This window comes from Pantoea sp. GABEPS69 (assembly GCF_045780835.1).
Lineage (GTDB): Bacteria > Pseudomonadota > Gammaproteobacteria > Enterobacterales > Enterobacteriaceae > Pantoea > Pantoea septica.
The window spans coordinates 104,758-129,546 of the sequence record NZ_CP118621.1 but is presented as its reverse complement, the minus strand read 5'-3'; the positions used below and the strand labels follow the sequence as shown (position 1 = coordinate 129,546).

The following is a 24,789-nucleotide window of genomic DNA, read 5'->3' as shown; positions in this document are numbered from 1 at the left end:
GTGAATCGCCACGGGTTTAACAGACACCTCAGAGTCATTTAAGATGGCTTAAAGAGAGGTGCCCATGAGCGGTAAGCGTTATCCCGAAGAGTTTAAAATTGAAGCAGTCAAACAGGTTGTTGATCGCGGTTATTCTGTTGCCAGCGTTGCAACACGTCTCGATATCACCACCCACAGCCTTTACGCCTGGATAAAGAACTACGGTCCGGATTCTTCCACTAATAAAGAACAGTCAGATGCTCAGGCCGGGATCCGCCGTCTTCAGAAAGAGCTGAAGCGGGTTACCGACGAACGGGACATATTAAAAAAGCCGCGGCGTACTTCGCAAAGCTGTCCGACTGAGGTACGCCTTTATCCGTGATAACACCGGTTGCTGGCCTGTTCGCCTGCTCTGTCGGGTGCTGGATGTACATCCCGGTGGTTTTTACGCCTGGCTTCAGCAGCCGCATTCACAACGCCATCAGGCAGACCTGAGACTGACAGGACAGATTAAACAGTTCTGGCTGGAATCGGGATGCGTCTATGGTTATCGCAAAATCCATCTGGATCTGCGGGACAGCGGGCAACAGTGCGGAGTGAACAGAGTCTGGCGAGTGATGAAACGTGTCGGGATAAAGGCTCAGGTCGGATACCGGAGCCCGAGGGCATGTAAAGTCGAGGCCAGTATCGTGTCGCCCAACAGGCTCCAGCGACAGTTCAATCCGGATGCTCCGGATGAGCGTTGGGTAACGGACATAACCTACATCAGGACCCACGAAGGCTGGCTGTATCTTGCCCTGGTGGTTGATCTGTTCTCACGCAAAATTATCGGCTGGTCCATGCAATCCCGGATGACAAAGGACATTGTCCTGAACGCACTGCTGATGGCTGCATGGCGGCATAATCCCCAAAAACAGGTGCTGGTTCATTCGGATCAGGGCAGTCAGTACACAAGCCATGAGTGGCAGTCGTTCCTGAAATCACACGGCCTGGAGGGCAGCATGAGCCGTCGCGGTAACTGCCATGATAATGCGGTTGCAGAAAGCTTTTTCCAGTTGTTGAAACGCGAACGGATAAAGAAAAAGATCTACTGAACGCGGGAAGAAGCCCGCAGCGATATTTTTGATTACATCGAAATGTTTTATAACAGTAAGCGTCGGCATGGTTCCAGCGATCAGATGTCACCGACAGAATATGAAAACCAGTATTATCAACGGCTCGGAAGTGTCTGGATTATCCGTGGCGATTCAATTGCATGAGTTGAGAATGTCCGGATGAGTTCTTGTGATGACGGATTACATTCTTAATGAAAGACAGGAGGGCTTCTTTAGCCTTTATCAGATCCGTTTCATTGACCTCACGCTGCCGTTTTTTGTCCAGATCATACTCTGCGAGGGGCCATTACTGCCGCAATGCTCCTTTTTTTGCACCAATAAGTCTCGCGGCTGCCTTATTTCTGTGCAGTTGCAGCCAGCAATCTTCGCAACCTATCTGTAAAACGCCGACACCTGCGAAACAAAATCATTCATTTTTAAATTTAAAATCAATTTTTTAAGAAAAAACGTTCATTTTTTGATGCTGGTGGTTTCTACCTGGCATGCTTAATGCTTATTTCATTGTGTTCAAGTAACTTGAATAAATTTCAAAATACTTTCACCGGGGTGGCAAACATGAAACGACGTAAAAAGGCGCTTTCTCTCAGCTGGGCGATGCTGTGCGTAATCGGCGGATTTTCCGCGACGGCTCACAGTGCAGATGTGCTGGATCGCATCAAAAAAGAAAAAACCATCACCATTGCGACTGAGGCGCGTTACGCCCCCTTTGAGTCGGTAGAAAACGGCAAGATCGTGGGTTATGACGTCGATCTGATGAATCACATTCTGGAGCAAAAGCTGCCTGGCGTGGCGGTTAAACAGCTTGACCTGCCGTTTCAGGGCATCCTGCCCGGGCTGGACGCCAAAAAATTCGATTTTGTGGTCACGGCAGTCACCGTAAACAAACAGCGCGTTGCACACTTCGCGTTTACCGTGCCGATTGCAGAATCTACTGTTGCACTGCTCAAACGTGAAAATGACGGCACGATTACCACATTAGATGATCTGAGCGGCAAAATCGTTGGCTCCCAGGCGGGTTCAGGCCAGTTGCAGGTGTTGCAGGCGTTCAACGAAAAACTGAAGGCCAGCGGCAAGCCAGGCATTAAAGAGATCAAGCAGTACGTCTCTTTTGATGAGGCCTACGCTGATCTGGCAAACAAACGTCTGGATGGCGTCGCGCAATCTCTTGCCAACCTTGGCCCCCTGACCAAGTCACGCCCGGGCCTTTTCACCACTCTGAAACCTATGCTCGGACCCACTACCTATTTCGGCTGGGTCGGGCGTCAGGATACTGACAGCGCATCTCTGGTGAAGCTTCTCAGCGATGGCATCAGCGAAGCCAACAAAGATGGCACTATGAAAGCCCTTCAGCAGAAATGGTTTGGCTTCGTGATGGACGTGCCGGCGGACAAAATGCCCGCACCCGCGCTGTAAGAGGTGAGAACATGGGCGAATTCTTTTCGCTGCTGACCCATTGGCTGCCGATGCTAATGGATGGCGCGGTGACTACCGCCTCATTGTGCATCGTTGCCATCGTTGCCGGTTTTTTTGTCGGTGTGGTGATTTATCTGATGGAGAACGGCCGGTCATCAATCGCGTGCAGAGTCGCACGTGTGTATATCAGCCTGTTTCGTGGCACGCCGGTTATTGCACAGGTCTTGCTCTGTTATTACCTGCCGGGTGAGCTGGGCCTGTCATTGCCTGGCTCCTTGGCCGCTGTCATCGCACTCACGTTGAATACCGCAGCTTACCAGTCACAGATTTTGCGCAGCGGTTTCCAGGCCATCGCGCCAGGACAACTGGAAGCTGCGTCAATCTGTGGGCTGACGCCACGTCAGACGCTGTGGCATATCCAGATCCCGCAGGTACTTCGTTTGACGTTACCGTCGTTAATTTCCGAGTTGATCGACGTGATCAAGGCTTCTGCCGTGGTGTCAGTGATAGCCATTACGGATCTGATGCGAGTCGGGCAACAACTTGCCTCCTCAACCTATCGGCCGCTAGAAGTCTATATTGCTATCGCGCTATCGTACCTGGTACTCACCAGCCTGCTTTCGCTGCTGGGCAACTATGCTGAACGCCGCTGGCAGAAGGAGGGCCCATGAACGACTTCCTGCTCTGTATTCCCGATTTTGGTCACGCTCTCGTCGTTACGCTCGGTATCAGTCTGTGCGCTGCATTGTCGGGCGCTGTCATCGGTTTCGCTGCGCAGGCCATGAGCCGTATGAACGCGTTACTGTACGGATTGTGGCGCACTTATGTCTGGCTGGTACGCGGCACTCCCTATTTAGCGCAGCTGGCAGTTTTCTACTTTGGCCTGCCGGCAATCGGCATCACGCTTGGCGCCGTCGAAGCCACGGTGATTTCACTGGCGCTATACAGTACCGCTTACTTCGGCGAAATTTTCCGCGCCGCATGGAGGAGCATCAGTGTCGGGCAACTGGAAGCTGCGCAGGTACACGATATTTCTGCCTGGAAAAGCTTCTGGCATATCCAGACGCCGCAGGCGCTTCGTTTCAGCTTTCCATTACTGGGCAATCAGTTTATTTCCACGATTAAAGAAAGCGCGGTGGCTTCGGTGATTACCGTGCCTGAACTGACCATGACGACCGGGCAAATTGTCGCCAACACTTACACCTATATCGTGCCGTACACCCTGTTGATCCTCAGCTACTGGCTGCTGGCTCAGGGCGTCAGTATCGGCGTGCGTCTGCTGAGCCGCACTTCTGTAGAAGGATAAGAGCATGCAACCTCAACCTATTCTTGAACTACGCCGTGTTGGCAAGTCATTTGCCGACAATCGTGTGCTCGCGGACATCAATCTCACGGTCAGTGCCGGTGAGATCGTGACGCTACTCGGCCCTTCAGGCTCTGGTAAAACCACCGCGCTGCGCTGCATGAATTTTCTCGAGGCCTATGACGAAGGAGACGTGCTGATTAAAGGACAGCTTCTGGGGTACAGCAGCAACAGCCGCAGCCTGAAAGATCGTGACAGCGCAGCGTTGATTGCCGAAGTGCGTCGCCCGCTGGCTATGGTGTTTCAGCAATTTAATCTGTGGCCACATATGACGGTATTAGAAAATGTCTGCGCACCACTAATTCTTGGAAAGAAAACGCCACGCGATGTGGCGCGGAAGAAAGCGGCGCAAGCACTGGCGCAGGTGGGAATGGCGGAAAAAGCCAGTGCGCGGCCAGCTCGCCTTTCCGGAGGACAACAACAGCGCGTTGGTATTGCCCGCGCGCTGGCGCTGGAGCCGGAGCTTATGTTGCTGGACGAACCCACTTCTGCACTGGACCCGGAACGTGTGGAAGAGGTACAGGACGTGGTGAAAGCGCTCGCCAGTGAGGGAATGACCATGGTGATGGTGACTCATGAAATTTCATTTGCGGCCAAAATTTCCTCACGCGTGGTATTTATGGCGGGCGGTTCGATTATTGAAAGCGGTGCGCCCGATAAGCTGTTCCGTCAGCCCCAAACCGATCGACTGAAGAATTTTCTCGCGCCCTGGTTTAAGCGCCCGTTACAACTGGACGAACGGGAGATAAACGATGCCTGATATCACCCCGATGCAGGTCGTGGCGCAGGTCAGCCAGCAGCGTCTGCTGGACAGACTGGCGCAACTTGCCCGCTTTGGTGCGCTGGAAAATGGTGGCGTTGACCGCCAGGCGCTGTCGAGTGAGGAACTGGATGCACGCGCTTGGTTGATCGATTGGGCCGGCTCACTGGGCTGTGAAGTGATAACCGATGACAGTGCCAATCTTTTCATCCGTCGTGCCGGACAAGAGGCTTTGCCGCCTGTGGTCACCGGCAGCCATATTGATACCCAACCGTCTGGCGGAAATCTTGACGGTTGCTATGGCGTTATCGCGGGAATGGAGTGCCTGAGCGCATTGCATAACGCGGGGATTACGACGCGTCGTCCAATCGAGGTCGCGGTCTGGATGAATGAAGAGGGCAGCCGTTTCGCACCGGGCGCAATGGGATCCAGCGCTTATGTCGAACCCACGCGCTTAAAGGATTATTTGGCTCATCAGGATGCAAGGGGCATCACGGTGGCGCAAGCGCTGCAACAATGCCATGAGCGTTTTCCCCACTTACCCCGCCGTGCCCGCGTTCCCTTTGCTGCCTTTATTGAGCTGCACATTGAGCAGGGACCGGTGCTGGAGCAGGCCGCGCTGCCGCTGGCTGTGGTCAGCGGTATTCAGGGCGTGCGTTGGTATCAGTTCACCTGTTACGGCGAATCGGCACACGCCGGCACGACGCCCATGGCTATGCGTCAGGACGCGATGACGCTCGCCCGTCGCACGGCTCATCAGGTCGAACTGGCGATGGGGCATCTGCCAGCGGAAGAATTACGTCTGACGTTTGGGCGCTGGGACGTAGAGCCAAACGCCATTAACACCACCGCCTCGCGGGTGAGTTTTACCATAGATTTTCGCCATGCTGACGCCTCAGTTCTCGCGGAGTTTGACGCCGTCATGCAACAGTTTGCTGCCGAGAATGTTCAGGTTAAGAGCCTGTTTCATCATCAGCCAGTAGCCTTTGACGTCGGATTGATAGCACAGCAGCATGCCAGCGCAGATGCGCTGGGAATAGCAGCAATGAAGCTGATGTCCGGCGCATTCCACGATGCGATGCATCTTGCCGGACACTGCCCGACCAGCATGTTTTTCGTCCCTAGCCATTATGGTATTAGCCATAATCCGGCTGAGCACACTGACCCTCAATATCTGTATCTTGGCGCCAAAGCGTTAGCGCACTGCCTGACAGAACTGGCCAATCAACCTGAAGGAGTTAATCCATGAGCACATCAACCTATCCTGCATGCTGTGACAAAGACAACGGCAGCGCGCTGGGCAGCAACGCTACGTTATCTTCCGCTATCTCTGCGGACGGTAAGCCGATTCCCGGGGAGCTCTATACGGTGCCGGCACGCTGCGGCTGCGCCGTGCGTTTGAGAAAGGGACAAGTTATCCGTATTATAAACACGCCCGGCAGTCAGGTCTGCGATACCTGGCTGTTTAACAGCGATGATCTCAGCGAGTTCTCCTCGATGGAGCATACCCGAGCCTATATTGATAAGATCATCCCGAAGCAAGGCGATGCGTTGGTCACCAACCTGCGTCGTCCGATTGGTACATTGTTAACTGACACTTCGCCAGGCGTTCACGATACGCTGATTGCCGCTTGTGACCTGCATCGTTATACAAATTTAGGCGTGACTGAATATCATGACAGCTGTGCCGACAATATGCGGCTGGCACTGAATGCTATCGGTTTGCGTGCCCGTGAAGTGCCGCAGCCCCTGAACCTGTGGATGAATATTCCGGTCAATGCCGACAACTCTATCTCCTGGCTGCCGACGGTAAGCAAAGCAGGCGACTATGTAGAGATTCGTGCCGAGCTGGATTGTATTGTAGTGATGTCGGCATGCCCGCAGGATATCGTGCCAATTAACAGCTGTGACCCACAGCCGGTGCATTTCTACGTGGCGGATTGATAAGTCTGCTCGTTCAGACATTAACGTGCCCGGCCAGAGTCGGGCGTTTCGATAGAAAGTGACAGAAGCTGAGTATGAAAAAAAACGGTGAAGCCAGTGGAATGGGGTTATCAGATTTAGGCATGCGACTGCGCCATGCGCGCTTAGCGCAGGAGATCACCCTGAAGCAACTGGCGCAAAAAGTCGGCTGTTCAGAGAGTTTGCTGTCGAAGCTGGAGAATGAGGTAGCTGCACCGTCTCTGGCAATGCTACACCGTTTGGCCACTGCACTTGAAACCAACATTTCTGATCTGATGGCTGAAAGTTGGGTGGCCGATTCACCCGTGATGAAGGCTGAGAGCCGCCGACGCAAACGCTTTGTACACCGTAACAGGAAAGGTGGCATTGAATTGGAGAACTTAACACATCACCATAAAGGCGGCCTGTTACAGGGCAATATTCATGTTATTGAACCCGGTGTCGCCAGTGACGGACAGATTGAACATCATGGAGAAGAGATGGGCTATGTGCTTGAGGGAGAGGTTGCGCTTTACCTTGGCGATCAGGTTTACGAACTGAGTGTCGGGGACTCGTTCTATTTTCCCAGCAATGTGCCGCACGGTTACAGCAATACCGGCACAGTGGTTGCCAAAGTGCTGTGGGTGAATACTCCTGTCACTTTCTGATGACGTATCAAGTACAGGCTGGTAGTCCAGTACCTTGGTCAGACAATACCTACGCGAAGTTTAACATGATGACTAAATTGTCAGACAGCGAGACGGCTAAACCGATATATTATTCATTAAAGCTGTAAAGACTGGCGAGAAGATCAGAGAAGAAGCAAGCTTTACGGCTGAATTTGTTTAACTTGCTTAGCCCAAACAGCGAAATATAGAACTATGTAGTATTCAGGAAAGTTAATAGTACCTGCAACAATGGTTAGTGCGCATGATCATTATTATGGTAAATATGAACGCCCGTTGAGTTCTTGGAGAACCACCGGAGCACTACTCAATGTACTGGCTGAAACGCAAAAGGTAGCCATCCGGATCCTGCACAAGAAACTCTCGCTGGCAGGCGGTCGTTTCTCCTGTGCTGTAGAGATTGTCGCAGAGATCGCGGTACATCGTTACGCCATGCTCACTTACACGGTCGAATATCTGCTTAATGTCGTCCACTTCTATCTGGAAATTAACGCCACGTCCCAGTGGTCTGGTGAACTCCGCCGTGTTCCATCTGCCCAGATGATACTGCTCAAGCATCAGTTGTGCCTCGCCCAGGCAGACATAGGCAAAATTTAGCTCTGTGCGCCTGATCATGACACTGAAGCCCAGCACGTTGGTGTAGAAGTTTAGGGAGGCGGGAAAATCCATTACCGCCAGATCGGGAACCATGCGGTTCCAGTAGGTTTCTTTCGCTTCAGTCATGTTTTCATCCTTTTTGACTGAGGCAGCATACACCAGATGGCCTGTGCGGGGTTCGTAGCCGGGTTGTTATATTTAATATGGCAGAACTTCCCTGTCTCTATCATTTTGACGTCCGCTTTTCGCTCATAGCGGACTTTAAGCGTTAGCAGGGATTTCCCTGGCCGTTTGCCATCAGGGTGTTGATAGGGACAAAATCCGGCGGGTTGCTGTAACTCAGCTAAGAGAGAAAGTGGAAAGACGGCAACCTGCCTGTGCAGCAGACTGTACTGCCGTATCGGGTAGCGCGCTCCTCGCGAAAAAGCGCCAGGTCCGCGGGTATAAATTCTGGTCGGGGCAGCTGCCGGTGCTGGACCGGAAAATTTATGCGGCTGAGAGGGAAAGTCTTCTTGGATGCAGAGGCGTTTCCTGAGACAACACTGCAGTCAGCTTCCATCGGTCTGTTATTTAGCGCCTGCCCGGGAAACCCGGCAGCAACAGCCGGCTGGCCTCGTCCGCATCCATGGAGAACCTCACCCCGAGCTGGCGGGTGACGTCCAGGGTGAACACCCGGGTGTACCACTCGGTGGACTTCGCGTCTTTATGCCCCATCAGGGTCTGGATCACCTTCTGCGGCACCTGGTGCTGCACCAGGTGCATCGCAAACGAATCTCTGAACGTCTTGGGCGTCACCGGCCGGATGGAAAACGTCACCCCGTCACGCTGAGCGGCCGCAACCGCCTGGCTTATCCAGCTGCGCGCCGTGTCCTCGCTCCTGATGTCCCACAGCCGGCTGCCCGCGGCCGGCTGCGCGGTCGCAAACCACTCCCTTAAGCGCTGCACAAATCCCGGATCGGTGAGCGGCACCGCCCGGGGCGGGTTGTCCCGGATTTCCGCCTCGGCCTCCCGCCCGGCCAGCTGCTCCTCCCTGGTCGGGCGCCCGCGGCCGCGCCGGCGGCTTCGGGCCGCCTCTTCCAGCCGGCGCTGCTTGAGGGTGCGCAGCACCACGAAGGGTGACGACAGCGGCGCGCCGGAAACCGGATCGTCCAGTGCGAAGTCTTCTCTGGCCAGCGACAGGATTTCGTTCAGCCGCCCGCCGGTGTTCCACAGGGTATCAATGAAAAAGCGCTTTTTCAGGTCGGGCACCTTCGACAGCAGCACGGCCATCTCTGGGGCGAGCAGGTAGCGCGGCATGTCGGTGCCGTAGGCGGCGGCCAGGTTGCGCAGGGCCACCGCGCTGCCGTAGTCAAAATAGCGCGCGGCACCCGGATCGGCAGAAAACTGACCGGTGGCGCCGCTACGCGAAATCTGCGCAAGATCGCGGGGTAAAGTACTCAAATTTTCAATCTCCGTCGTCTGGCGGGGTGGAACGTATTTTCCCTTATCTGTAAAGCGTTTTCGACCAGAATAAATCGATCCGCAGAGGATCCGGTCAGGATCTGTTTTCCGGCTTTTATCCCGTATGCGGAGAATAACCTGGTCGGCCGGAAATAAAAAGGCGCGGGCCGCGGCGCCTTGCGGACGCATAAAACAAGATAAGTAGCTGGAGATAAAGGAAATTACGAAAAAACGGGCGGGGAATGGGCGTACCAGGCACTCTGCTGGATTAGGCTTGGTTCAAGAGAAAAAGCACGAATCTAAGAGTAAAGCGAAACCAGTAAGCATATCTTTTGCCGAGTCCAATTTAAGCGCCATTGATAACTGCATACGAGATGAGATGAATAAGTCAGGAACCCGGGTGAACCGTTCTGATATTGTAAGGGCTGCAATAACAAAGTTTGAGAATCTCGATACAGGTGAACGGTCTGAATTAATAAAAAACGCCAAAATTCAATAATTTAAGATGTTATCCTGATGCCAGGATAACGTCTTATCAAGAAATTAAAATGTTATTTTGTTAAGTTATTATCATTTTGCATAGTTAAAAATAGCGTTAGGATTTATCAACTTTCTGAGATGGTTTTCAAAATTGCCACAGCTTCATTCCCCGGCATCTGGAACTGCACCCGGTGCCGGGCGGCCACGTCCAGCGCAAACACCCGCGTATAGATCTCTGTAGACTTCGCGCTCTTGTGCCCAAGCAGGCTTTGCAGCGCCTTCAGTGGCGTGCCGGCATACAGCATGTGCATGGCGTAGCTGTGCCGGAAGGTATGCAGGGTAACCGGAACGGAAAACGTCACGCCCTCTGACGCCGCCGCCTCCACCGCCTCATTCAGCCAGGTTCGTGCGGTGCGGTCGGTGATTTCCCAGAGGCGTACTCTTTCTGAACGGCCCGTCTTTTCACTCTTACGCTCCAGCGGGATACGCAGGGTGGCGACCATCATCTCCAGCTGCGTCACGTACTGAGTGTCGGACAGCGGCACCAGCCGGTGAGGCACAACGCCGGCTGCCCGGCGTCCGGCGCGGTGCTCCGCCTTATCCTCGCGCTGCTTGAGCGTGGCCAGCTGCACGAACGGATACTGCTGGCGCAGCAGAAAGTTCCCCCTTGTCAACGCCAGCGCCTCGCTGATGCGAGCGCCAGTGTTCCAGAGCGTGGTGAACAGCATCTTGCGCCGCAGGTCGGGCATGAAGTGGAGCAGGGCGCTGACCTCCGGCGCCAGCAGGTATTTCGGCAGGTCGTCAACCAGCGCGGCCATCTGGCGCAGGGCCAGTGCGGCAGGGTAGTCGATGGCCACGGGTAGTTGAGTCGGTGGTTGTGCGTTTCCCCAGGCAACGAGTCCGGTCATGAATGGCTCCCTGTAGGTGTCTCCTTACCGAGCACCGATCTGACGAACTCTTTTTCCTCTTCATAACGATCGTTTTTGAAAAACTCCTGCTCCAGCCGCAGGGATGCCATGGCAGTTTCGATTATGGCCCGCACGACGGAAATCGCCCGACTGAATTCCACTGGAGAAATATCGACGCGCGAGCCCGTTTGCGTGTAGCCACCGCGATGAACCAAGCTGTTCCGCAGCTCGCTAACCTGCGGGAGTGGAAAGAGCGGCCAGTCACAGGGAAAATGCATAACGGTCGAGAAATAACGCTCGATAAACCACGCGCTCTGAAAGCTACTCTTTGCGATATAACGACGCGCCGAATCCCTGAACAAGAAGAGATCGTGGAGATGAGGGATACTCCTGTCTTTTTTACTGGCAAAACGAAGGAAGTATTCCTCCCTGAAGCGCCGCCGCGGCCAGTCGTGGTTGAGAAGGGCGCGCGCGCAATACATCAGAAATGAATCCATAACGGATACGCTGTGATCTACCCCTATCCGGCAGATCAGCTCGGGCTGGCGTACCGCGTTCAGCGGTCCAAGCTCGTCCAGCTCACTCATCGCATGCTGAAAACGCAGTTCAATGTCTTCCAGCGAGGCCCTGTCCCGGAGGTCTTCTTCATGCCGGGCAAGCAGCATCTCCTCATAAAACTGCTCCTCCTGTGCCTCCTGCTCCCAGGAATAGTAGTTAGCGATCTGCTCCCACTCGGGTGTGTCTGGCGACACCTCCGGATAGTGCTCGGCGGCCCACGTCTCAAACCGCTCCTCCTGCAGATCCATCATGTACTCTTTCATGCTGCCCATCAGTAGTCTCCTTAAATAAGGCCTGTAATAAGATTAAGCGTCTTCGAGTCCCGCGGGCTCGTCAGATCGTAACGGGCGGCGCCGGGGGGAAGCGGGCTGAAGATAAGCGGGCTACCGTAAAGCGACAGCGACCATTCATACCCGTCTCAGGTTAAGTGCTGTCTCGCATACCCCTCGTAAAAAACCTGCTCCTCACATACGAGCAGCCAGAGCGCTTCATCGCGGCTGTCTGGTACAGGACAGAACCATACTATCGTGCAGTCCAGACTGATTAACTTTGATATTATTTCTTTGATTATCATTAGTTATAAAACGTTATCATTTGACACTAAATTAATTTCATATTTTCATTAGCATGCAAATAGTGAATGGTGTCAATTATTACATGATAAAAAAGTAAGGACTTTGTTAATCACCTTTTCGTCTGTAAGCTTGCTTATTTTCACTATCTGCAATTAACGGAACCCCACATAGCCCAGATCCGCTTTCTGCCTTAATCAAGGTTTTTCCGGAATCGTATCACGCCTCCTGACCGCGATAAAGGCGGTTCTTCAGCCACCCGCGCTACTTAGCGCGGGTGCATGCGTTTCATAAATTAACCATTGTTAATCAGTACATTGAATGCCATGTTTCGCCTTGTTCTGGCAGAAAAAAGGCCGCCGGTGCCGGAAGATCCGCTTCTACCTTTTTCCGGATCTGACTGGAAAAAGAGAGAACTGAGGATATGTTTGGAATATCCATATGCCTGTCATCTGCATATACAGACCCTATACATATGTCTCACATCTGCATATACTATACCTATCCAATGGTAGGTGGTGTTTTTTGATTCGCCTGTGCTTTTCACAGGCCATGCCCGGAGTATCGGGCAAATGACTTGATGGGGTGTAACGTAATGAGAACCGTATCCATTTTTAAAAATGGCAACAACCGCGCCATCCGTCTGCCCCGCGATCTGGATTTTGAGGGGGTGAGCGAGCTGGAGATCGTCCGGGAAGGGGACAGCATCATCCTGCGCCCCGTCCGGCCGACCTGGGGCTCGTTCGCGCAGCTGGAAAAAGCAGACCCGGACTTTATGGCGGAGCGCGAGGACGTTGTCACCGACGAAGGACGATTTGACCTGTGAACAAAACCTATATGCTGGACACCTGTATCTGCTCGTTCATCATGCGCGAGCAGCCGGAAGCCGTACTGAAGCGCCTGGAGCAGGCGGTGCTGCGAAACCAGCGCATCGTGATCTCGGCCATTACCTACTCCGAGATGCGCTTTGGCGCCACCGGCCCGAAGGCCTCCCCGCGCCACATCGGGCTGGTTGACGCGTTCTGCGCCCGCCTCGATGCAATCCTGCCCTGGGACAGCGCCGCGGTGGATGCGACTACAGAAATCAAGGTGGCGCTGCGCCTCGCCGGGACGCCGATCGGCCCGAACGACACGGCCATTGCCGGGCACGTCATTGCCGCCGGTGCCATCCTGGTGACGAATAATGTGCGGGAGTTTGAGCGCGTGCCGGGCCTGGTGCTGGAAGACTGGGTTAAATAGACAGGCAGTACTTAAAGGTAATAAATGTCCGCTTTGTGCTGTGAGTTCAACCGATGGATGCAACACATTGATTGAACCACTCTGTTTTAATCAGAAGGGAGCAGGTCAGAAATCATGGCATTCTTCCTGAGCGGACGTTAACGCTTTAGGTCGTCTTGAATAACAAAACTGAGTTCAGGTGATTGAATTCCAACAGTTCCGGAAAGTTCGCTTTAAAGTTATCTCACAGCGAACTTATCAGCGTGGATTCAACTATAAAGCATGAATGAAATAAATAAGGTTCTGATTCCATTTCCTGACAGAAAGAAAATAACGTCCGTACTGGATTTATACTCCGAGTCACACTTCTCAGTATGGTTTATGCTTGTCAGGACCATGGCTGTTACTGAATTTAATCCCATGGTGAGGCATATGTTAACTCAAGAGCAGAAATTACGGGTTAAGGACACCGTTCCGGTACTGAAGGAAAATGGCATTGCGTTAAGGGATTACTTATATAAAAGGATGTTACGGAATAATCCTGATTTACAGGAAGACTTTAATATGGGCAGTGGCGCGGTATTCTGGCTCCGGTCATTGAGCTGATTTGCCACAAACATGTGAGCCTGAATATTAAGGCCGCGAACTACAGTATTGTCGGTGACAATGTACTCCATTCCATTAGCAAAGTGCTTTCCGTCCCGATGAATAACTCACTCATCGGTGCCTATTTGTCGCGTACCAGCATCTGGACAACATATTTATCGGATCCGAGAAAAGGCTTTATGATGAGCGCCGTACCACACCCGGCCGCTGGCTGGGCTGACGCGCTTTTAACGTCAGCAAAAAAATAAAAGAAAGCGAGGAGTTCACGTCTTTTTATCTGACGGTCGAAGACGGACAGGCCCTGCCTGATTACCGATCGGGACAGTACGTGGCGCTCCGTGTCTTTGTCCCTGAACTGGGCTATAGCTTATCCGGCATGCCCCGGGCCGGTTACCTGTATATTTCCGTGAAACGCGAAGATACGCATGCGGAAGGACAGGATCCTAGTTATGTCTCATCAACCCTCCATAATGTCGTCAGTGAAGGCGACACGGTAGACCTGAGCGCGCCGGCGGGTCACTTCTTTTTATACAACCCCAAATAGTGAAAAAAAACAGACACGTAAGTGCGAGCATTACTATAAATGGATGATACTGACATCAGACCATTTTCCTGCCAGATATTCTGCAACAAGTCTTCTGTGGCAGTGATGAGGCTTATGTTCACTGCATAGTAAACATGCATCAGAAAATTGCTTTTTGATGAGATGTTCAATCTGTCTTTGTGTTATCAAATTGATAAAATCAGCCGCATAGGTGTCCCAGCATCCATTGTTTAATTTATACTGCTCAAACATTTCCCGTGTCGGGGCAAGATCAGGCCAGTGTTCATAATCCATTCCACACAATGTACGGGCGAAGTATTTCAGATCGTCCCGTTTTGCGAAACCAGCCAGCTGAGAACGATTATTGAGGCGAACATCCATAATACGTTTCGCTCCTGAGTTTTTTAGTCGGGTAAAAAAGTGTTCCGCAGAAGATTGTGTGAAGCCAATGGTGAATATTCTCATCAGATTATCTTTTACCTGTTCACAACAGTGTTAATAAGCGCCGTATGAAAATCATGATCCCGGCACGCTATTTTGTTATCCATTACTGACAAATTTCCCGTTAGTCCAAGTATCACAATAAATATAATATACCTGCGGGAGATTACTGATACAGAACACGCCGGGAATGTGCCGCCATTGACGCAATGACGACACAGCCCTTTTTAACCGTTCCGTGAGAGTTCCCTGGCAATATACTGTGCGGTACGGCTTTCTTTGACCTGCGATACCTGTTCGGGAGTTCCTGCGGCAACCAGGCGTCCTCCCTCATGTCCCGCTCCAGGACCGATGTCGATAACCTGGTCTGCCTGAGTAACCGCCCGCATATCGTGTTCAATCATTATCACCGTATTTTCTGCATCAACAAGCCGCTGCAGCTGCACAAGGAGGCGGTCGGCGTCTGAAGCATGCAGGCCGGTTGTCGGTTCATCTAGGATATACAACGTGTGGCCACGTTGGCTACGTTGTAGTTCGGTTGCCAGCTTGATCCTTTGCGCCTCCCCTCCGGATAACTCGGTTGCTGGTTGTCCCAGACGCAGGTAGCCCAGACCAATTTCACTCAGCAGACGGAGGGGACGAGCCACTGGTTCTTCAGTCGCAAAGAACTGACTGGCTTCATCCACCGTCATATGCAGGACCTCCGCGATATTTTTGCCCTGCCAGCAGATCCTGAGAGTATCCCGGTTATACCGCGCGCCATGGCAGGTCGGGCACGGTGCATACACGCTCGGCATAAACAACAGCTCCACGCTGACGAATCCTTCACCTTCACAGGTTGCACAGCGGCCTTTTGCCACATTGAAAGAGAATTGACCCGCATCGTAATGATGGAGTTTGGCGTCAGTCGTTCCGGCAAAGAGCTTACGAACAGGATCAAACAACCCGGTATATGTCGCCAGGTTTGAACGGGGGGTCCTGCCTATCGGTTTCTGGTCAACCTGAACCAGACGCTTTACCAGTCCGGTATCACCGGTCAGGGTACCGTACGTTTTCTCCGTTACGGATGGCCCCTCAGCGTCGCTGGCTTCGGAAAGCACGTCTTCTGGCTCACCGCCAAGTGAAGAAAGCACCAGTTCCGGTAAGGCCTGGGCAATCAGACTGGATTTACCGGAGCCAGAGACTCCCGTCACGGCTGTCAGCACACCCAGAGGAATATCAACATCGATCCACTTAAGATTGTGGCGATGGATCCCCTGCAGTTTCAGCCACCCGGATGGGATACGGGCAAAAGATTGTGGTGGCCGGACTTCATCAAATAAATAACGCGCGGTACGAGATTGGGTGACGGCTTTCAGATCTTCAGGAATTCCACTGTAGAGAACATGTCCTCCCTGTTCACCAGCCGACGGTCCCACATCAACAAGCCATTGCGCCCGTCGCATCAGGTTAAGATCATGTTCAACGACAAACACCGAGTTTCCGGCATCACGAAGGTTCTCAAGCGCATCGTAAAGCGCTTTACTGTCTGAGGGGTGCAGACCCGCAGACGGTTCATCAAGAACATAGACCACACCAAACAGCATCGAACTTAGTTGCGTGGCAAGACGCAGTCGCTGAAGCTCTCCGGCAGATAGAGTTGGGGTTGCTCTGTCCAGCGTAAGATAACCCAGCCCCAGCTTCTGCAACTGATACAACCGGGCCATGACACCACCGGTCAGCCGTTGTGCCGCCAGTCGTTTCTCTTCCGATAACGCCGATGTCCGGCGGACATCGGGTGTCACGGAATGGACCGCTTTTCCGGATGCAGCACGCTCTGTCCGATCCCGACGGGTGATATCCCTGTCGGCATCTGCGCCGGCGTGGTGGGCACTGAAATCCCCCCGGGAGATTGGAAGGAGCAATTCCGCCAGCTGGTCTAAGGGCATCTGCATAAATTCACCAATGTCCACACCGGCAAAGGTGACGGACAATGATTCTGACTTCAGTCTTTTCCCGTGACAGACCGGACAGAGCTTGCCTTCCATAAAACGGGAGACTCGTTTTCTCATCAACGCGCTTTGCGTGCTGGCGAAGGTATGTAGCACATAACGACGTGCCCCGGTGAAGGTCCCCATATAACCCGGCGTCATTTTTTTCCTGACGGCTTCGCGCGTATCTTCCGGACTCAGTCCCGGGAAAACCGGTACCGTGGGGGTGTCTTCGGTAAAAAGGATCCACTGACGGTCTTCCGCTGGCAGATTTTTCCAGGGAGTGTCGATGTCATACCCCAGCGTCACCAGAATATCCCGCAGATTCTGTCCGTGCCAGGCCGGGGGCCAGGAAGCAATAGCCCTTTCACGGATACTAAGTGAGGGATCGGGCACCATCAGTGTTTCAGTTACCTCATAGATATGGCCCAGACCATGGCAAGAAGGGCATGCCCCCTGCGGCGTGTTGGGAGAAAAATCCTCGGCATACAGCATCGGTTGTCCGGCAGGATAAGCGCCCGCCCGTGAGTACATCATTCGCACCAGACTGGATAAGGTGGTCACGCTGCCGACAGAGGAGCGCGCGTTACTGGCACCGCGTTGTTGCTGAAGCGCAACGGCTGGCGGCAGTCCGTCAATGGCATCCACATCCGGAACCCCGACCTGATCAATGAGGCGACGAGCGTAAGGGGCAACCGATTCAAAGTAGCGCCGTTGCGCCTCAGCATAAATGGTGCCAAAGGCCAGTGAAGACTTACCCGAGCCTGACACACCCGAAAAAACAACCAATGCGTTGCGCGGAATGGAAACATCCACCTCTTTAAGGTTGTTCTCGCGAGCACCGCGAATCACAACTGAATTGCTGTCGTCAGTCAGGATGGGATGATAACCGAAAAGTTTCTTTGCCATAGAATTTCCTGTGTTAGGCGTGTCCGCTCTTAATAAGGCCACCTCTTGTGACGGTATCTGGTGTGCCGGACCGCTCGATCAGAAAGCCCGTCGAAAAAAGCGTTTGTGTGACCGGAAACAGATTGCTGAAGCTGGGCCCGGTGGTACCCTGCGGATCCGCCTTCTGTATGAGAACTGGCTGGCGGCGTACCCGGGACCGGAGATTTGGCTCCCGTGATAATGCGGGCTCCCCGGTACGCGACGCTGTAGTTCCAGACCCAGCTGATGGCGACACTCAGGCGGTTTCGGGTACCAATTAAAAAATACAGATGAATAATGCATGTGATTTCATATGTCATTTCCTTTCATTACAGTTTTAGACCCCATCAGACATCTGCCTGGCAGAGTTAACGGAGATAGGAGCGGACTATCGAAATGGTGTCGTCGATTGACCTCTTCTGCGACTCATTTCGTTTGCCCGTATCGGGGAATTCCTCCCGAAGATAGCTTTCCAGAACAACCGCCATCAGGTCGTTAACGGCTCCCTGGACTGACCCCGCCCCGGTAGACGATCCTGCCCTATAGTTTGAGTATAGGAGGAGCGTATGGGCACACCACGATTTACACCTGAATTTAAGGAAGAAGCCGTCCGTCAGATAACGGAACGCGGTTATTCCGTCGCTGAAGTATCTGAGCGTCTGGGCGTCTTTGCACACAGCCTCTACAAGTGGCTACGGGCTATCAAACCTGATAACAGCGAGCAGCATGCCCGGGATTTACTGGAAGCTAAAAGCGAGATCCTGAAACTCCGGGCGCAGCTAAAACGCACCGAAGAAGAACGGGATATCCTGAAAAAGGCCGCGCGGTACTTTGCAAAGGAGCCCGACTGAAGTACCGCTTTATCAATGAGCACCGAACTGTATGAACCGCTCCGGTTTTCCTGGAGAGTATTTTGCCTGAGTGATCAGGCTGCCACATCCCGGTAATTCAGCGAAGCGTAATAGGCTTTTTCTGCCTCCACTGGCGGGATATATCCGGTCCGTTCCATCAATCGGTGATTATTGTACCAGTCCACCCATTTCAGCGTAGCCAGCTCAACATCCTGTCGGGTTTTCCAGCTTTGCCTGTGGATCACCTCCGCTTTGTACAACCCGTTGATACTTTCTGCCATCGCATTGTCATATGAGTCGCCCGTGCTGCCTGTTGAAGCCAGCAGCTCCGCGTCCTGCAGCCGTTGCGTGTACGCCAGTGACACATATTGCGAACCTTTGTCGCTGTGATGGATGGTACCGCTCGGGCGTCTGGCCCACAGCGCCTGCTCCAGTGCATCCAGCACGAACGACGTTTCCATCGTGGATGAGACCCGCCAGCCCACGATAACACCGGCGAACACATCAATGATGAAGGCCACATATGCGAACCCCTGCCAGGTGCTGACGTAGGTAAAATCGGCCACCCAAAGACTATCGGGCCGTTCAGCCACGAACTGCCGGTTCACCCGATCCTGCGGTGTTTCGGCTTTGTTGCTGCGGGTGGTTCTGACACTTTTGCCGCGTGTCACCCCACGTAGCTGCAGGGCTTTCATCAGGCGCTCAATGGTGCAGCGGGCAACGCCGACACCTTCACGTTTTAGCTGTCGCCAGACCTTACGCACACAGTAAACGCTGTAGTTTTCTTCGTATACGCGCTGTATCTCAGGTATCAGCACGGCATCGCGTTTATCCCGACTACTGCGTCGTTCAGGACACTTCCGGCGTTGCTGATGCCAGTAGTACGTTGACGGAGCAATATCCAGCTCATGACAGACTGGCCCGACCCCGTGTTCACCGCTCAGATTTTCCAGAAGCGGCATTATTTTTTCCAGTGGCGGTCGAGCTCCGCCTGGGCAAAATACGCTGAAGCCTGACGCAGAATATCATTGCTGCGGCGCAGCTCGCGGACTTCCCGCTCCAGTTCTTTCAGACGCTGGCGTTCGCTGGCAGTCAGCGCATTCTGCTCATCATCAACGGGCTCCTGCTGACGGATCCAGATACGCAATGTCTCGGGAGTGCAGCCGATCTTAGGGGCAATGGAGCAGATAGCGGCCCATTGTGAGTTGTAGGTATTCTGGTTTTCCAGAACCATACGAATAGCGCGTTGACGAACTTCAGGGGGAAATCGGTTATGTTTTGTCATCCTGGTTACCTCTCTCAAAGAGTGTAGTCTCCAGGATTACCGGGGCGGTTCATCCTGACTCACTGTCTGAGGCAGGAGGAGGCCCGCTGAATGTGGCTTTAGCGGCAGGAAGCGTTAGATAACATTGAGCTGAACGGCGCCGTAAGCCCGGCTCCGCCGGTTATATTCTGATATATGGCGCTCCCCATTCCTGTCAGTGTATCGAATCTTACAGGTGAACCAGCCGCAGACTGCTTCCATAGGCTGCAGGTTAAAACGTTGGCTTACTTTCTGAATCATGAGGGCTTTTCTGGTGGCCCAATATCCGGTTAACGATAACTTTCGGAAAATGAACCCTGCCTCTCTGGGATGATTAGAGTTAACGAACCATCTTATGGGATTGTAAAATCCCGTATGAAATTAAAAAATCTGTTCGGGATTGCCGTTTTATTAAGGCTGCACTGCAGTCAATTAAAGAGAGGGGGACTAAATATGCGTGTTCTCCTGGCCACTGAAAACGATGCTATATCCCTGATTACTATCGACTCTGTTGCCACGCACCAGCCAAAACGCGCGGCGCAAATCCGCATCTGGTGTGCCCGGTCTGTCTGTTATATTGCCGAACAGCAGGGAATAGCGATGGGATATGGCGTGCTGAACTATCATTTCTTCGGCTGCGGCTTTATTGAAATGCTGATGGCAGGGGAACACTACCGCCGCAGGGGTATCGGTCTGGCGTTGATTGCAGCGTTGAAGTCCCGCTGCCAGCACCCGAAGCTGTTCACCTCCACCCATCGTTCTAACCTGGCAATGCAACGGCTGCTGTTGAACGCCGGATTTATTCCCAGCGGTCAGGTCGACAATCTCGATGACGGGGACCCGGAAGCGATATTTTTTATTCCAGCCTTAACGTAGCGCAGAGAGAAGGGTACACAGACACCCATATCCAGGGTGCCAGGCTCAGCGAGTCCAGGGTTTTAGCGACCTCTGCATCTACCGGGAAGTGCCTCTCTGAGAATGTTCTGGCAGTGAATCAGGCAAAAACTGGCCGGGTGTAAGGTAAATCATCTTTCTGATAAATCGGGTCTTTACCTTCAGGCTGCGTCTGAGATTGCTGCCGATAATTGATAACTGTTTCACGCAAATATTCCCGCAACGCTACCGGCTGCTGCCGCCCGGCTTGATGCGGCATCATCCTGATCTTTTCCCGGCTGCCTTTGACCGTCATCCCCGGCCAGCATTCCTCAACGTATCCGATAAGAAACCTCCCGATTGCCTTGCTGTCGATTGCGTTATCAATCATGGCAGCTAAGCTTAGTTGACACTTACCCGGTCGGGCAGCCACACCTTTCCGGCCGCAAGCAGGAGAAGATCATGAAAGCAGTTATTTACAACGGTCCCTATGATGTAAAAGTTAAAGACGTGCCGGATGCAAAAATTGTTCGCCCCACCGATGTGCTTGTCCGCATTACCACCACCAATATTTGTGGATCGGATTTGCACATGTACGAGGGTCGGACCAGCTTTGAGCAGGGACGTATTTTGGGGCACGAAAACCTGGGTGAGGTGGTTGAAATTGGCTCAGGAGTGGAGCGTGTTAAGGTCGGTGACTATGTCTGTCTGCCATTTAATGTCGGATGCGGTTTTTGCGAGAATTGTGAAAAAGGTCTGACCGGTTTTTGCCTCACCACCAATCCCGGTACTGTGGGCGCGGCCTATGGTTTTGCTGAAATGGGCTCCTGGGAGGGTGGTCAGGCGGAACTGCTTCGGGTCCCCTTTGCAGACTTTAACTGCCTGGTGCTTCCGCCTGACGCAGTAGAAAAAGAAGATGATTATGTGATGCTCTCTGACATTTTCCCTACCGGCTGGCATGCGACAGAACTCGCCGGATTAAAGCCTGGCGAAAGCGTAGCCATTTACGGCGCGGGGCCGGTGGGTCTGATGGCCGCACACTCAGCCATGATAAAAGGCGCTTCACAGGTATTTGTAGTGGATACACACCAGGACCGTTTAGCGCTGGCAGAGAAAATGGGGGCGACGGGCATCAATGCGACCGGCGATGAAGCCGTGCAACGAATTCTCGACTTAACTGACGGACGCGGCACTGACTGTGGCTGTGAATGCGTGGGCTATCAGTGCTGTAACAAACATGGCCATGAAGATAATTCGGTCACTATGAACAGCCTCGTTGCATCAACCAAAGCAACCGGGGGAATTGGTGTGGTTGGCGTGTTTATCCCGCAGGATCCGGGAGCTGCATCAGACCTTGCCAAAGAAGGTAAGATGCCGTTTGATTTCGGCAGTTTTTGGTTTAAAGGACAGTCAATCCGCACCGGCCAGGCGAACGTCAAAGCCTATAATCGTCAGCTGGCCCGTCTGATCCATCAGGGTAAAGCCAGCCCGGGCGGCATAATCTCACACCGTCTTTCACTTGCTGAGGCGCCTGAGGGATATAAGCACTTTGACGATCGCGATGAGGGATGGACGAAGGTTATCCTTAAGCCTTAACTGACGCTGATCGGTTATAAAAGTTAAATCGGAACAATTAAACCGGAACAATGTAGAAATATCGACGGGATACCATTGCGTATCCTGTCATAATATTTATCTTCTGCTGCCAGGCTCGCCCCTGTATCTATTGTGATGTTTAATGACGCATTATGAATATTATCAGGACCTGTGAATAGCGCCCGATCTTCTTCAGGCATAAACGAAATAAACGCTATTCATGTAATAACGATGAGAGTGGGTGAGAATGAAGTGCGATATTATAAGGATTCTATGTAACATCAGGTCTGGATAGATCCAGAATCAAAGCCACCTGCGTATTACAGGTGGCTTTTAAACGATTCTGAGCCGCGTTTTTATCTTAAGCTGGTTTTGAAAAACTGTTCAAACCTGGCAAAAGGGATCTTACCTGCAGCGTTGTCGTATAAGTCCACGTGGTTTGCGCCGGGGACGATCACAAGCTCTTTTTCAGTGCTGCCAACCGCTTTGTAGGCATCTTCTGCAAAATAGCGCGAGTGCGCTTTTTCACCTGTAACAATCAACACAGGAATAGTGATTTCATTTGCGTAGCTAAGCAGCGGCATATTCATAAACGACAAGGGCATCGTTGCATTCCATGCGCCATTAGAGTTAACAGAACGCCCATGGAAGCCGCGTGGCATTCTGTAATAATCAAAAAACTCTTTCAGTACCGGGTGTGGATTCGCGGGTAATGTTTCCGGCAGAATTCGCTCAGAAGCGCTTACGCTGCCATTCTTATCCACATTAATATCGTGACTACCGCGGGCGATAGTTCCGCTTTCAGCATCTTTCCAGCGCTGCTCGTTCAGGTACTGTAATACGGCACGGCGATCGGCTGTTGAATAACGGTCTTTGCCATCACCAACGCCATGTCCCATCGCCCGGCTCATGTCGTACATCACGCTGGTCGCAACTGCTTTTACGCGTGTATCCATCGCCGCCGCATTGAGTGCCATGCCTCCCCAGCCGCAAATACCGAGTAATCCAATACGATGGCGATCCACCTCTTTTTGTAATCCAAGGAAATCAACCGCCGCGCTAAAGTCCTCAGTGTTGATATCCGGAGAGGCGACATTACGCGGATAGCCACCACTTTCACCCGTGTAAGAAGGATCGAATGCCAGCGCAACAAATCCCTGTTCGGCCAGGGTCTGTGCATACAGGCCGCTTGATTGCTCTTTGACCGCACCAAGGACCACTTAATGCAATCGCAGCCAGTTTACGTTCGCCCCGGTTTTTGGGGATGTAAAGATCCCCTACTAATATGATCCCGTAACGGTTCTGGAATGCCACCTTGCGATGATCAACCTTATCGCTCTCTGCAAAGGTTTTATCCCATTTTTCTACCATTGAAACAGGCGAGTTCGGATTAGATGTGTCAGCATAACTCATTGTCGTAACTCCACTTAATGATACGCATAGCAGCATAGCGGGTAGCGCGGCTGTCAGCTTTCTGGTGAAAACATTCATTTAAATTCCCCTGAAAAAGAAAAGTGAGGTACCGGTTTCATACGGAGAGTACTGCTGTGCTTTGATGCAATGCGCTCATTATAGGTAGCAGAAATAGTGCTGATTAGAGGGTAAAAATTGCCAGGATTAATAGCATATTGTTATAAATGAAGGGCCGCAGCAGACATCATTTGCGGCCAGATATTCTGAGGACGCGCAAATGGCAAAACGGGAAAACTATAATGAGCTCTACTTGTTTATGCAGGTGGTGCGGGAGGGCAGTTTCACTGCAGCGGCACATCGTCTTGGACTTGCACAATCAGGCGTTAGTCGTTCTGTCCGTGAACTTGAAGAAAGGCTGGGTATACAGCTTCTGGTTCGCACTACGCGCAGGCTGTCGTTAACACAGGCAGGTGAGCAACTGTATCAGACAACAGAATCCGGATTTGATGCTTTAGATACGGGTCTTGCCACGCTGGCGTATTACCGGAATACCCCGTCCGGTACGGTACGCATCAATGCCAGCCAGCATGCTATTGATAAAGTTCTTTTACCGAAGCTGGCGCTATTTAAGCACCGTTACCCCGATATCAGGCTTGAACTCATCAGTGAAAGCCGGTTCGTCGATATTATCGCTGAGCGGTTTGATGCCGGCGTGCGGCTGGGGCCGGAGGTAGGACAGGGTATGGTCGCGGTGCGTATTACACCTGACATGGAGATGGTTGTTGTAGCTACGCCCGAGCATTTTCGTCGCTATGGCTTTCCACAAACACCGGCTGATTTAGTGATTCATCCTTGTATAGCCTACCAGTTTGCCGATGGTAGCCTTTATCAGTGGGAACTCCTTCAGGACGGTAAAAAAATAACGCACCGACCACAAGGACAGTGGGCCTTTTCTGACAGCTACATGGAAGCAAAAGCAGCCAGACTGGGGCTGGGGCTGGCTTATGTCCCGGAGGAACTGGTCGCTGATGATTTAGAGCAAGGCAATCTTATCAGGGCGTTGCCACGTTACAGCCAGCGCCTGGAAGGTTCATTCCTGTATTATCCTCACCGCAATGTGTCGCCGGCACTGAGAGTCGTCATTGATATACTGAAAATCTGAAGTTTAGCTATTTATATTCTTCGTTGTTCCGCTCTTTGTTATCGGAATAACGTCCGCTTATGGCACAAAGCGG

At 52.5% G+C, this 24,789-nt stretch carries 20 protein-coding genes, 5 pseudogenes and 1 other annotated feature; of the genes and pseudogenes, 15 read left to right on the top strand and 10 right to left on the bottom strand.

Annotated elements, in window-relative coordinates; translation table 11 throughout:
- Positions 1 to 64 precede the first annotated feature (64 nt).
- The 8 genes and pseudogenes from PVE98_RS23770 to PVE98_RS23735 all read left to right on the top strand — a co-directional run bounded on the left by PVE98_RS23770 (position 65) and on the right by PVE98_RS23735 (position 7,239).
- Positions 65 to 1,238 (top strand): annotated as a pseudogene (locus PVE98_RS23770) (IS3 family transposase).
- A 411-nt stretch (positions 1,239 to 1,649) separates the two neighbouring features.
- Positions 1,650 to 2,507, top strand: a complete 858-nt coding sequence (locus tag PVE98_RS23765) for a transporter substrate-binding domain-containing protein (RefSeq protein ID WP_069729970.1) — start codon at positions 1,650 to 1,652, stop codon at positions 2,505 to 2,507.
- 11 nt (positions 2,508 to 2,518) lie between these two features.
- A complete protein-coding gene (locus PVE98_RS23760) occupies positions 2,519 to 3,178 on the top strand; it encodes an amino acid ABC transporter permease (RefSeq protein ID WP_069729971.1) in 660 nt (219 codons plus the stop codon).
- Positions 3,175 to 3,813, top strand: a complete 639-nt coding sequence (locus tag PVE98_RS23755) for an amino acid ABC transporter permease (protein WP_069729972.1) — start codon at positions 3,175 to 3,177, stop codon at positions 3,811 to 3,813. Before PVE98_RS23760 ends, PVE98_RS23755 begins: the two co-directional genes overlap by 4 nt.
- A 4-nt stretch (positions 3,814 to 3,817) precedes the next feature.
- Entirely contained in the window at positions 3,818 to 4,630 is an 813-nt protein-coding gene (locus tag PVE98_RS23750) for an amino acid ABC transporter ATP-binding protein (RefSeq protein WP_159222879.1), read from the top strand.
- Positions 4,623 to 5,907, top strand: a pseudogene (locus PVE98_RS23745) (M20 family metallo-hydrolase). The gene PVE98_RS23750 and the pseudogene PVE98_RS23745 overlap by 8 nt, the downstream one beginning before the upstream one ends.
- Complete coding sequence (locus tag PVE98_RS23740; RefSeq protein ID WP_069730043.1) at positions 5,876 to 6,574, top strand: DUF1989 domain-containing protein; 699 nt, start codon at positions 5,876 to 5,878, stop codon at positions 6,572 to 6,574. Before PVE98_RS23745 ends, PVE98_RS23740 begins: the two are co-directional and overlap by 32 nt.
- Positions 6,575 to 6,648: 74 nt before the next feature.
- Complete coding sequence (locus PVE98_RS23735; protein ID WP_069730042.1) at positions 6,649 to 7,239, top strand: cupin domain-containing protein; 591 nt, start codon at positions 6,649 to 6,651, stop codon at positions 7,237 to 7,239.
- Between the two features lie 321 nt (positions 7,240 to 7,560).
- On the opposite strand, the gene PVE98_RS23730 is transcribed toward PVE98_RS23735, so the two are convergent.
- The 4 genes from PVE98_RS23730 to PVE98_RS23715 all read right to left on the bottom strand — a co-directional run bounded on the left by PVE98_RS23730 (position 7,561) and on the right by PVE98_RS23715 (position 11,512).
- Entirely contained in the window at positions 7,561 to 7,980 is a 420-nt protein-coding gene (locus PVE98_RS23730) for a VOC family protein (RefSeq protein WP_069730041.1), read from the bottom strand.
- A 444-nt stretch (positions 7,981 to 8,424) separates the two neighbouring features.
- Positions 8,425 to 9,294, bottom strand: coding sequence for a tyrosine-type recombinase/integrase (locus PVE98_RS23725; RefSeq protein WP_069730040.1), 870 nt, complete (start codon positions 9,292 to 9,294; stop codon positions 8,425 to 8,427).
- 605 nt (positions 9,295 to 9,899) lie between these two features.
- Positions 9,900 to 10,682 carry a site-specific integrase gene (locus PVE98_RS23720; protein ID WP_069730039.1) on the bottom strand — a complete coding sequence of 261 codons (783 nt, stop codon included), beginning with the start codon at positions 10,680 to 10,682 and terminating at the stop codon, positions 9,900 to 9,902.
- Positions 10,679 to 11,512 carry a hypothetical protein gene (locus PVE98_RS23715; protein ID WP_069730038.1) on the bottom strand — a complete coding sequence of 278 codons (834 nt, stop codon included), beginning with the start codon at positions 11,510 to 11,512 and terminating at the stop codon, positions 10,679 to 10,681. Before PVE98_RS23715 ends, PVE98_RS23720 begins: the two co-directional genes overlap by 4 nt.
- Before the next feature lie 895 nt (positions 11,513 to 12,407).
- Between PVE98_RS23715 and vapB the strand changes: the two genes are divergently transcribed.
- The 3 genes from vapB to PVE98_RS23700 all read left to right on the top strand — a co-directional run bounded on the left by vapB (position 12,408) and on the right by PVE98_RS23700 (position 14,180).
- Positions 12,408 to 12,638 (top strand): type II toxin-antitoxin system VapB family antitoxin, encoded by a 231-nt coding sequence (gene vapB, locus PVE98_RS23710; RefSeq protein WP_039032651.1) that lies wholly within the window; start codon positions 12,408 to 12,410, stop codon positions 12,636 to 12,638.
- Entirely contained in the window at positions 12,635 to 13,051 is a 417-nt protein-coding gene (locus PVE98_RS23705; RefSeq protein ID WP_069730037.1) for a type II toxin-antitoxin system VapC family toxin, read from the top strand. The genes vapB and PVE98_RS23705 overlap by 4 nt, the downstream gene beginning before the upstream one ends.
- Before the next feature lie 829 nt (positions 13,052 to 13,880).
- Positions 13,881 to 14,180 (top strand): hypothetical protein, encoded by a 300-nt coding sequence (locus PVE98_RS23700; protein ID WP_201306420.1) that lies wholly within the window; start codon positions 13,881 to 13,883, stop codon positions 14,178 to 14,180.
- Positions 14,181 to 14,213: 33 nt separating this feature from the next.
- On the opposite strand, the gene PVE98_RS23695 is transcribed toward PVE98_RS23700, so the two are convergent.
- From PVE98_RS23695 to PVE98_RS23685, 3 genes and pseudogenes are all read right to left on the bottom strand, one after another.
- On the bottom strand, positions 14,214 to 14,645 hold the full coding sequence (locus PVE98_RS23695) for a DUF488 family protein (protein WP_084227973.1): 432 nt from the start codon (positions 14,643 to 14,645) through the stop codon (positions 14,214 to 14,216).
- 203 nt (positions 14,646 to 14,848) lie between these two features.
- Positions 14,849 to 17,500 (bottom strand): excinuclease ABC subunit UvrA, encoded by a 2,652-nt coding sequence (locus tag PVE98_RS23690; protein ID WP_069730035.1) that lies wholly within the window; start codon positions 17,498 to 17,500, stop codon positions 14,849 to 14,851.
- A gap of 386 nt (positions 17,501 to 17,886) precedes the next feature.
- A pseudogene (locus PVE98_RS23685) lies at positions 17,887 to 18,033 on the bottom strand (regulator); the annotation flags it as partial.
- 51 nt (positions 18,034 to 18,084) lie between these two features.
- On the opposite strand from PVE98_RS23685, the pseudogene PVE98_RS23680 reads away from it, so the two are divergent.
- Positions 18,085 to 18,401, top strand: a pseudogene (locus tag PVE98_RS23680) (transposase); the annotation flags it as partial.
- Between the two features lie 42 nt (positions 18,402 to 18,443).
- Here the strand turns inward: PVE98_RS23680 and PVE98_RS23675 are convergent.
- Positions 18,444 to 19,654, bottom strand: a protein-coding gene (locus tag PVE98_RS23675) for an IS3 family transposase (protein ID WP_407568614.1) whose coding sequence is annotated in 2 segments (ribosomal slippage) — positions 18,444 to 19,369 and positions 19,369 to 19,654 — 1,212 coding nt in all. Because the reading frame shifts where the segments join, the coding sequence is not laid out codon by codon here.
- Positions 19,260 to 19,376: a sequence feature (AL1L pseudoknot), on the bottom strand. (Overlaps the previous gene by 117 nt.)
- Before the next feature lie 471 nt (positions 19,655 to 20,125).
- On the opposite strand from PVE98_RS23675, the gene PVE98_RS23670 reads away from it, so the two are divergent.
- Positions 20,126 to 20,548 (top strand): GNAT family N-acetyltransferase, encoded by a 423-nt coding sequence (locus tag PVE98_RS23670; RefSeq protein WP_069730126.1) that lies wholly within the window; start codon positions 20,126 to 20,128, stop codon positions 20,546 to 20,548.
- A 118-nt stretch (positions 20,549 to 20,666) separates the two neighbouring features.
- Here PVE98_RS23670 and PVE98_RS23665 read toward each other — a convergent pair whose 3' ends face one another.
- Positions 20,667 to 20,936, bottom strand: coding sequence for a hypothetical protein (locus PVE98_RS23665; protein WP_159224001.1), 270 nt, complete (start codon positions 20,934 to 20,936; stop codon positions 20,667 to 20,669).
- A 71-nt stretch (positions 20,937 to 21,007) separates the two neighbouring features.
- Here PVE98_RS23665 and PVE98_RS23660 point away from each other — a divergent pair, with 71 nt between their 5' ends.
- Positions 21,008 to 22,141, top strand: coding sequence for a glutathione-independent formaldehyde dehydrogenase (locus PVE98_RS23660; RefSeq protein ID WP_038626485.1), 1,134 nt, complete (start codon positions 21,008 to 21,010; stop codon positions 22,139 to 22,141).
- A 356-nt stretch (positions 22,142 to 22,497) separates the two neighbouring features.
- Here PVE98_RS23660 and PVE98_RS23655 read toward each other — a convergent pair.
- A pseudogene (locus PVE98_RS23655) lies at positions 22,498 to 23,632 on the bottom strand (alpha/beta hydrolase).
- Positions 23,633 to 23,831: 199 nt separating this feature from the next.
- On the opposite strand from PVE98_RS23655, the gene PVE98_RS23650 reads away from it, so the two are divergent.
- Complete coding sequence (locus PVE98_RS23650; RefSeq protein ID WP_038626483.1) at positions 23,832 to 24,716, top strand: LysR family transcriptional regulator; 885 nt, start codon at positions 23,832 to 23,834, stop codon at positions 24,714 to 24,716.
- Positions 24,717 to 24,789 lie beyond the last annotated feature (73 nt).

Excerpts from the sequence above, each read along its gene's own strand:
- PVE98_RS23765 (WP_069729970.1), top strand. The coding sequence starts at position 1,650 with ATGAAACGACGTAAAAAGGCGCTTTCTCTCAGCTGGGCGATGCTGTGC.
- PVE98_RS23760 (WP_069729971.1), top strand. The coding sequence starts at position 2,519 with ATGGGCGAATTCTTTTCGCTGCTGACCCATTGGCTGCCGATGCTAATG.
- PVE98_RS23755 (WP_069729972.1), top strand. The coding sequence starts at position 3,175 with ATGAACGACTTCCTGCTCTGTATTCCCGATTTTGGTCACGCTCTCGTC.
- PVE98_RS23750 (WP_159222879.1), top strand. The coding sequence starts at position 3,818 with ATGCAACCTCAACCTATTCTTGAACTACGCCGTGTTGGCAAGTCATTT.
- PVE98_RS23740 (WP_069730043.1), top strand. The coding sequence starts at position 5,876 with ATGAGCACATCAACCTATCCTGCATGCTGTGACAAAGACAACGGCAGC.
- PVE98_RS23735 (WP_069730042.1), top strand. The coding sequence starts at position 6,649 with ATGAAAAAAAACGGTGAAGCCAGTGGAATGGGGTTATCAGATTTAGGC.
- PVE98_RS23730 (WP_069730041.1), bottom strand. The coding sequence starts at position 7,980 with ATGACTGAAGCGAAAGAAACCTACTGGAACCGCATGGTTCCCGATCTG.
- PVE98_RS23720 (WP_069730039.1), bottom strand. The coding sequence starts at position 10,682 with ATGACCGGACTCGTTGCCTGGGGAAACGCACAACCACCGACTCAACTA.
- PVE98_RS23715 (WP_069730038.1), bottom strand. The coding sequence starts at position 11,512 with ATGGGCAGCATGAAAGAGTACATGATGGATCTGCAGGAGGAGCGGTTT.
- vapB (WP_039032651.1), top strand. The coding sequence starts at position 12,408 with ATGAGAACCGTATCCATTTTTAAAAATGGCAACAACCGCGCCATCCGT.
- PVE98_RS23695 (WP_084227973.1), bottom strand. The coding sequence starts at position 14,645 with ATGAGAATATTCACCATTGGCTTCACACAATCTTCTGCGGAACACTTT.
- PVE98_RS23690 (WP_069730035.1), bottom strand. The coding sequence starts at position 17,500 with ATGGCAAAGAAACTTTTCGGTTATCATCCCATCCTGACTGACGACAGC.
- PVE98_RS23670 (WP_069730126.1), top strand. The coding sequence starts at position 20,126 with ATGCGTGTTCTCCTGGCCACTGAAAACGATGCTATATCCCTGATTACT.
- PVE98_RS23665 (WP_159224001.1), bottom strand. The coding sequence starts at position 20,936 with ATGATTGATAACGCAATCGACAGCAAGGCAATCGGGAGGTTTCTTATC.
- PVE98_RS23660 (WP_038626485.1), top strand. The coding sequence starts at position 21,008 with ATGAAAGCAGTTATTTACAACGGTCCCTATGATGTAAAAGTTAAAGAC.
- PVE98_RS23650 (WP_038626483.1), top strand. The coding sequence starts at position 23,832 with ATGGCAAAACGGGAAAACTATAATGAGCTCTACTTGTTTATGCAGGTG.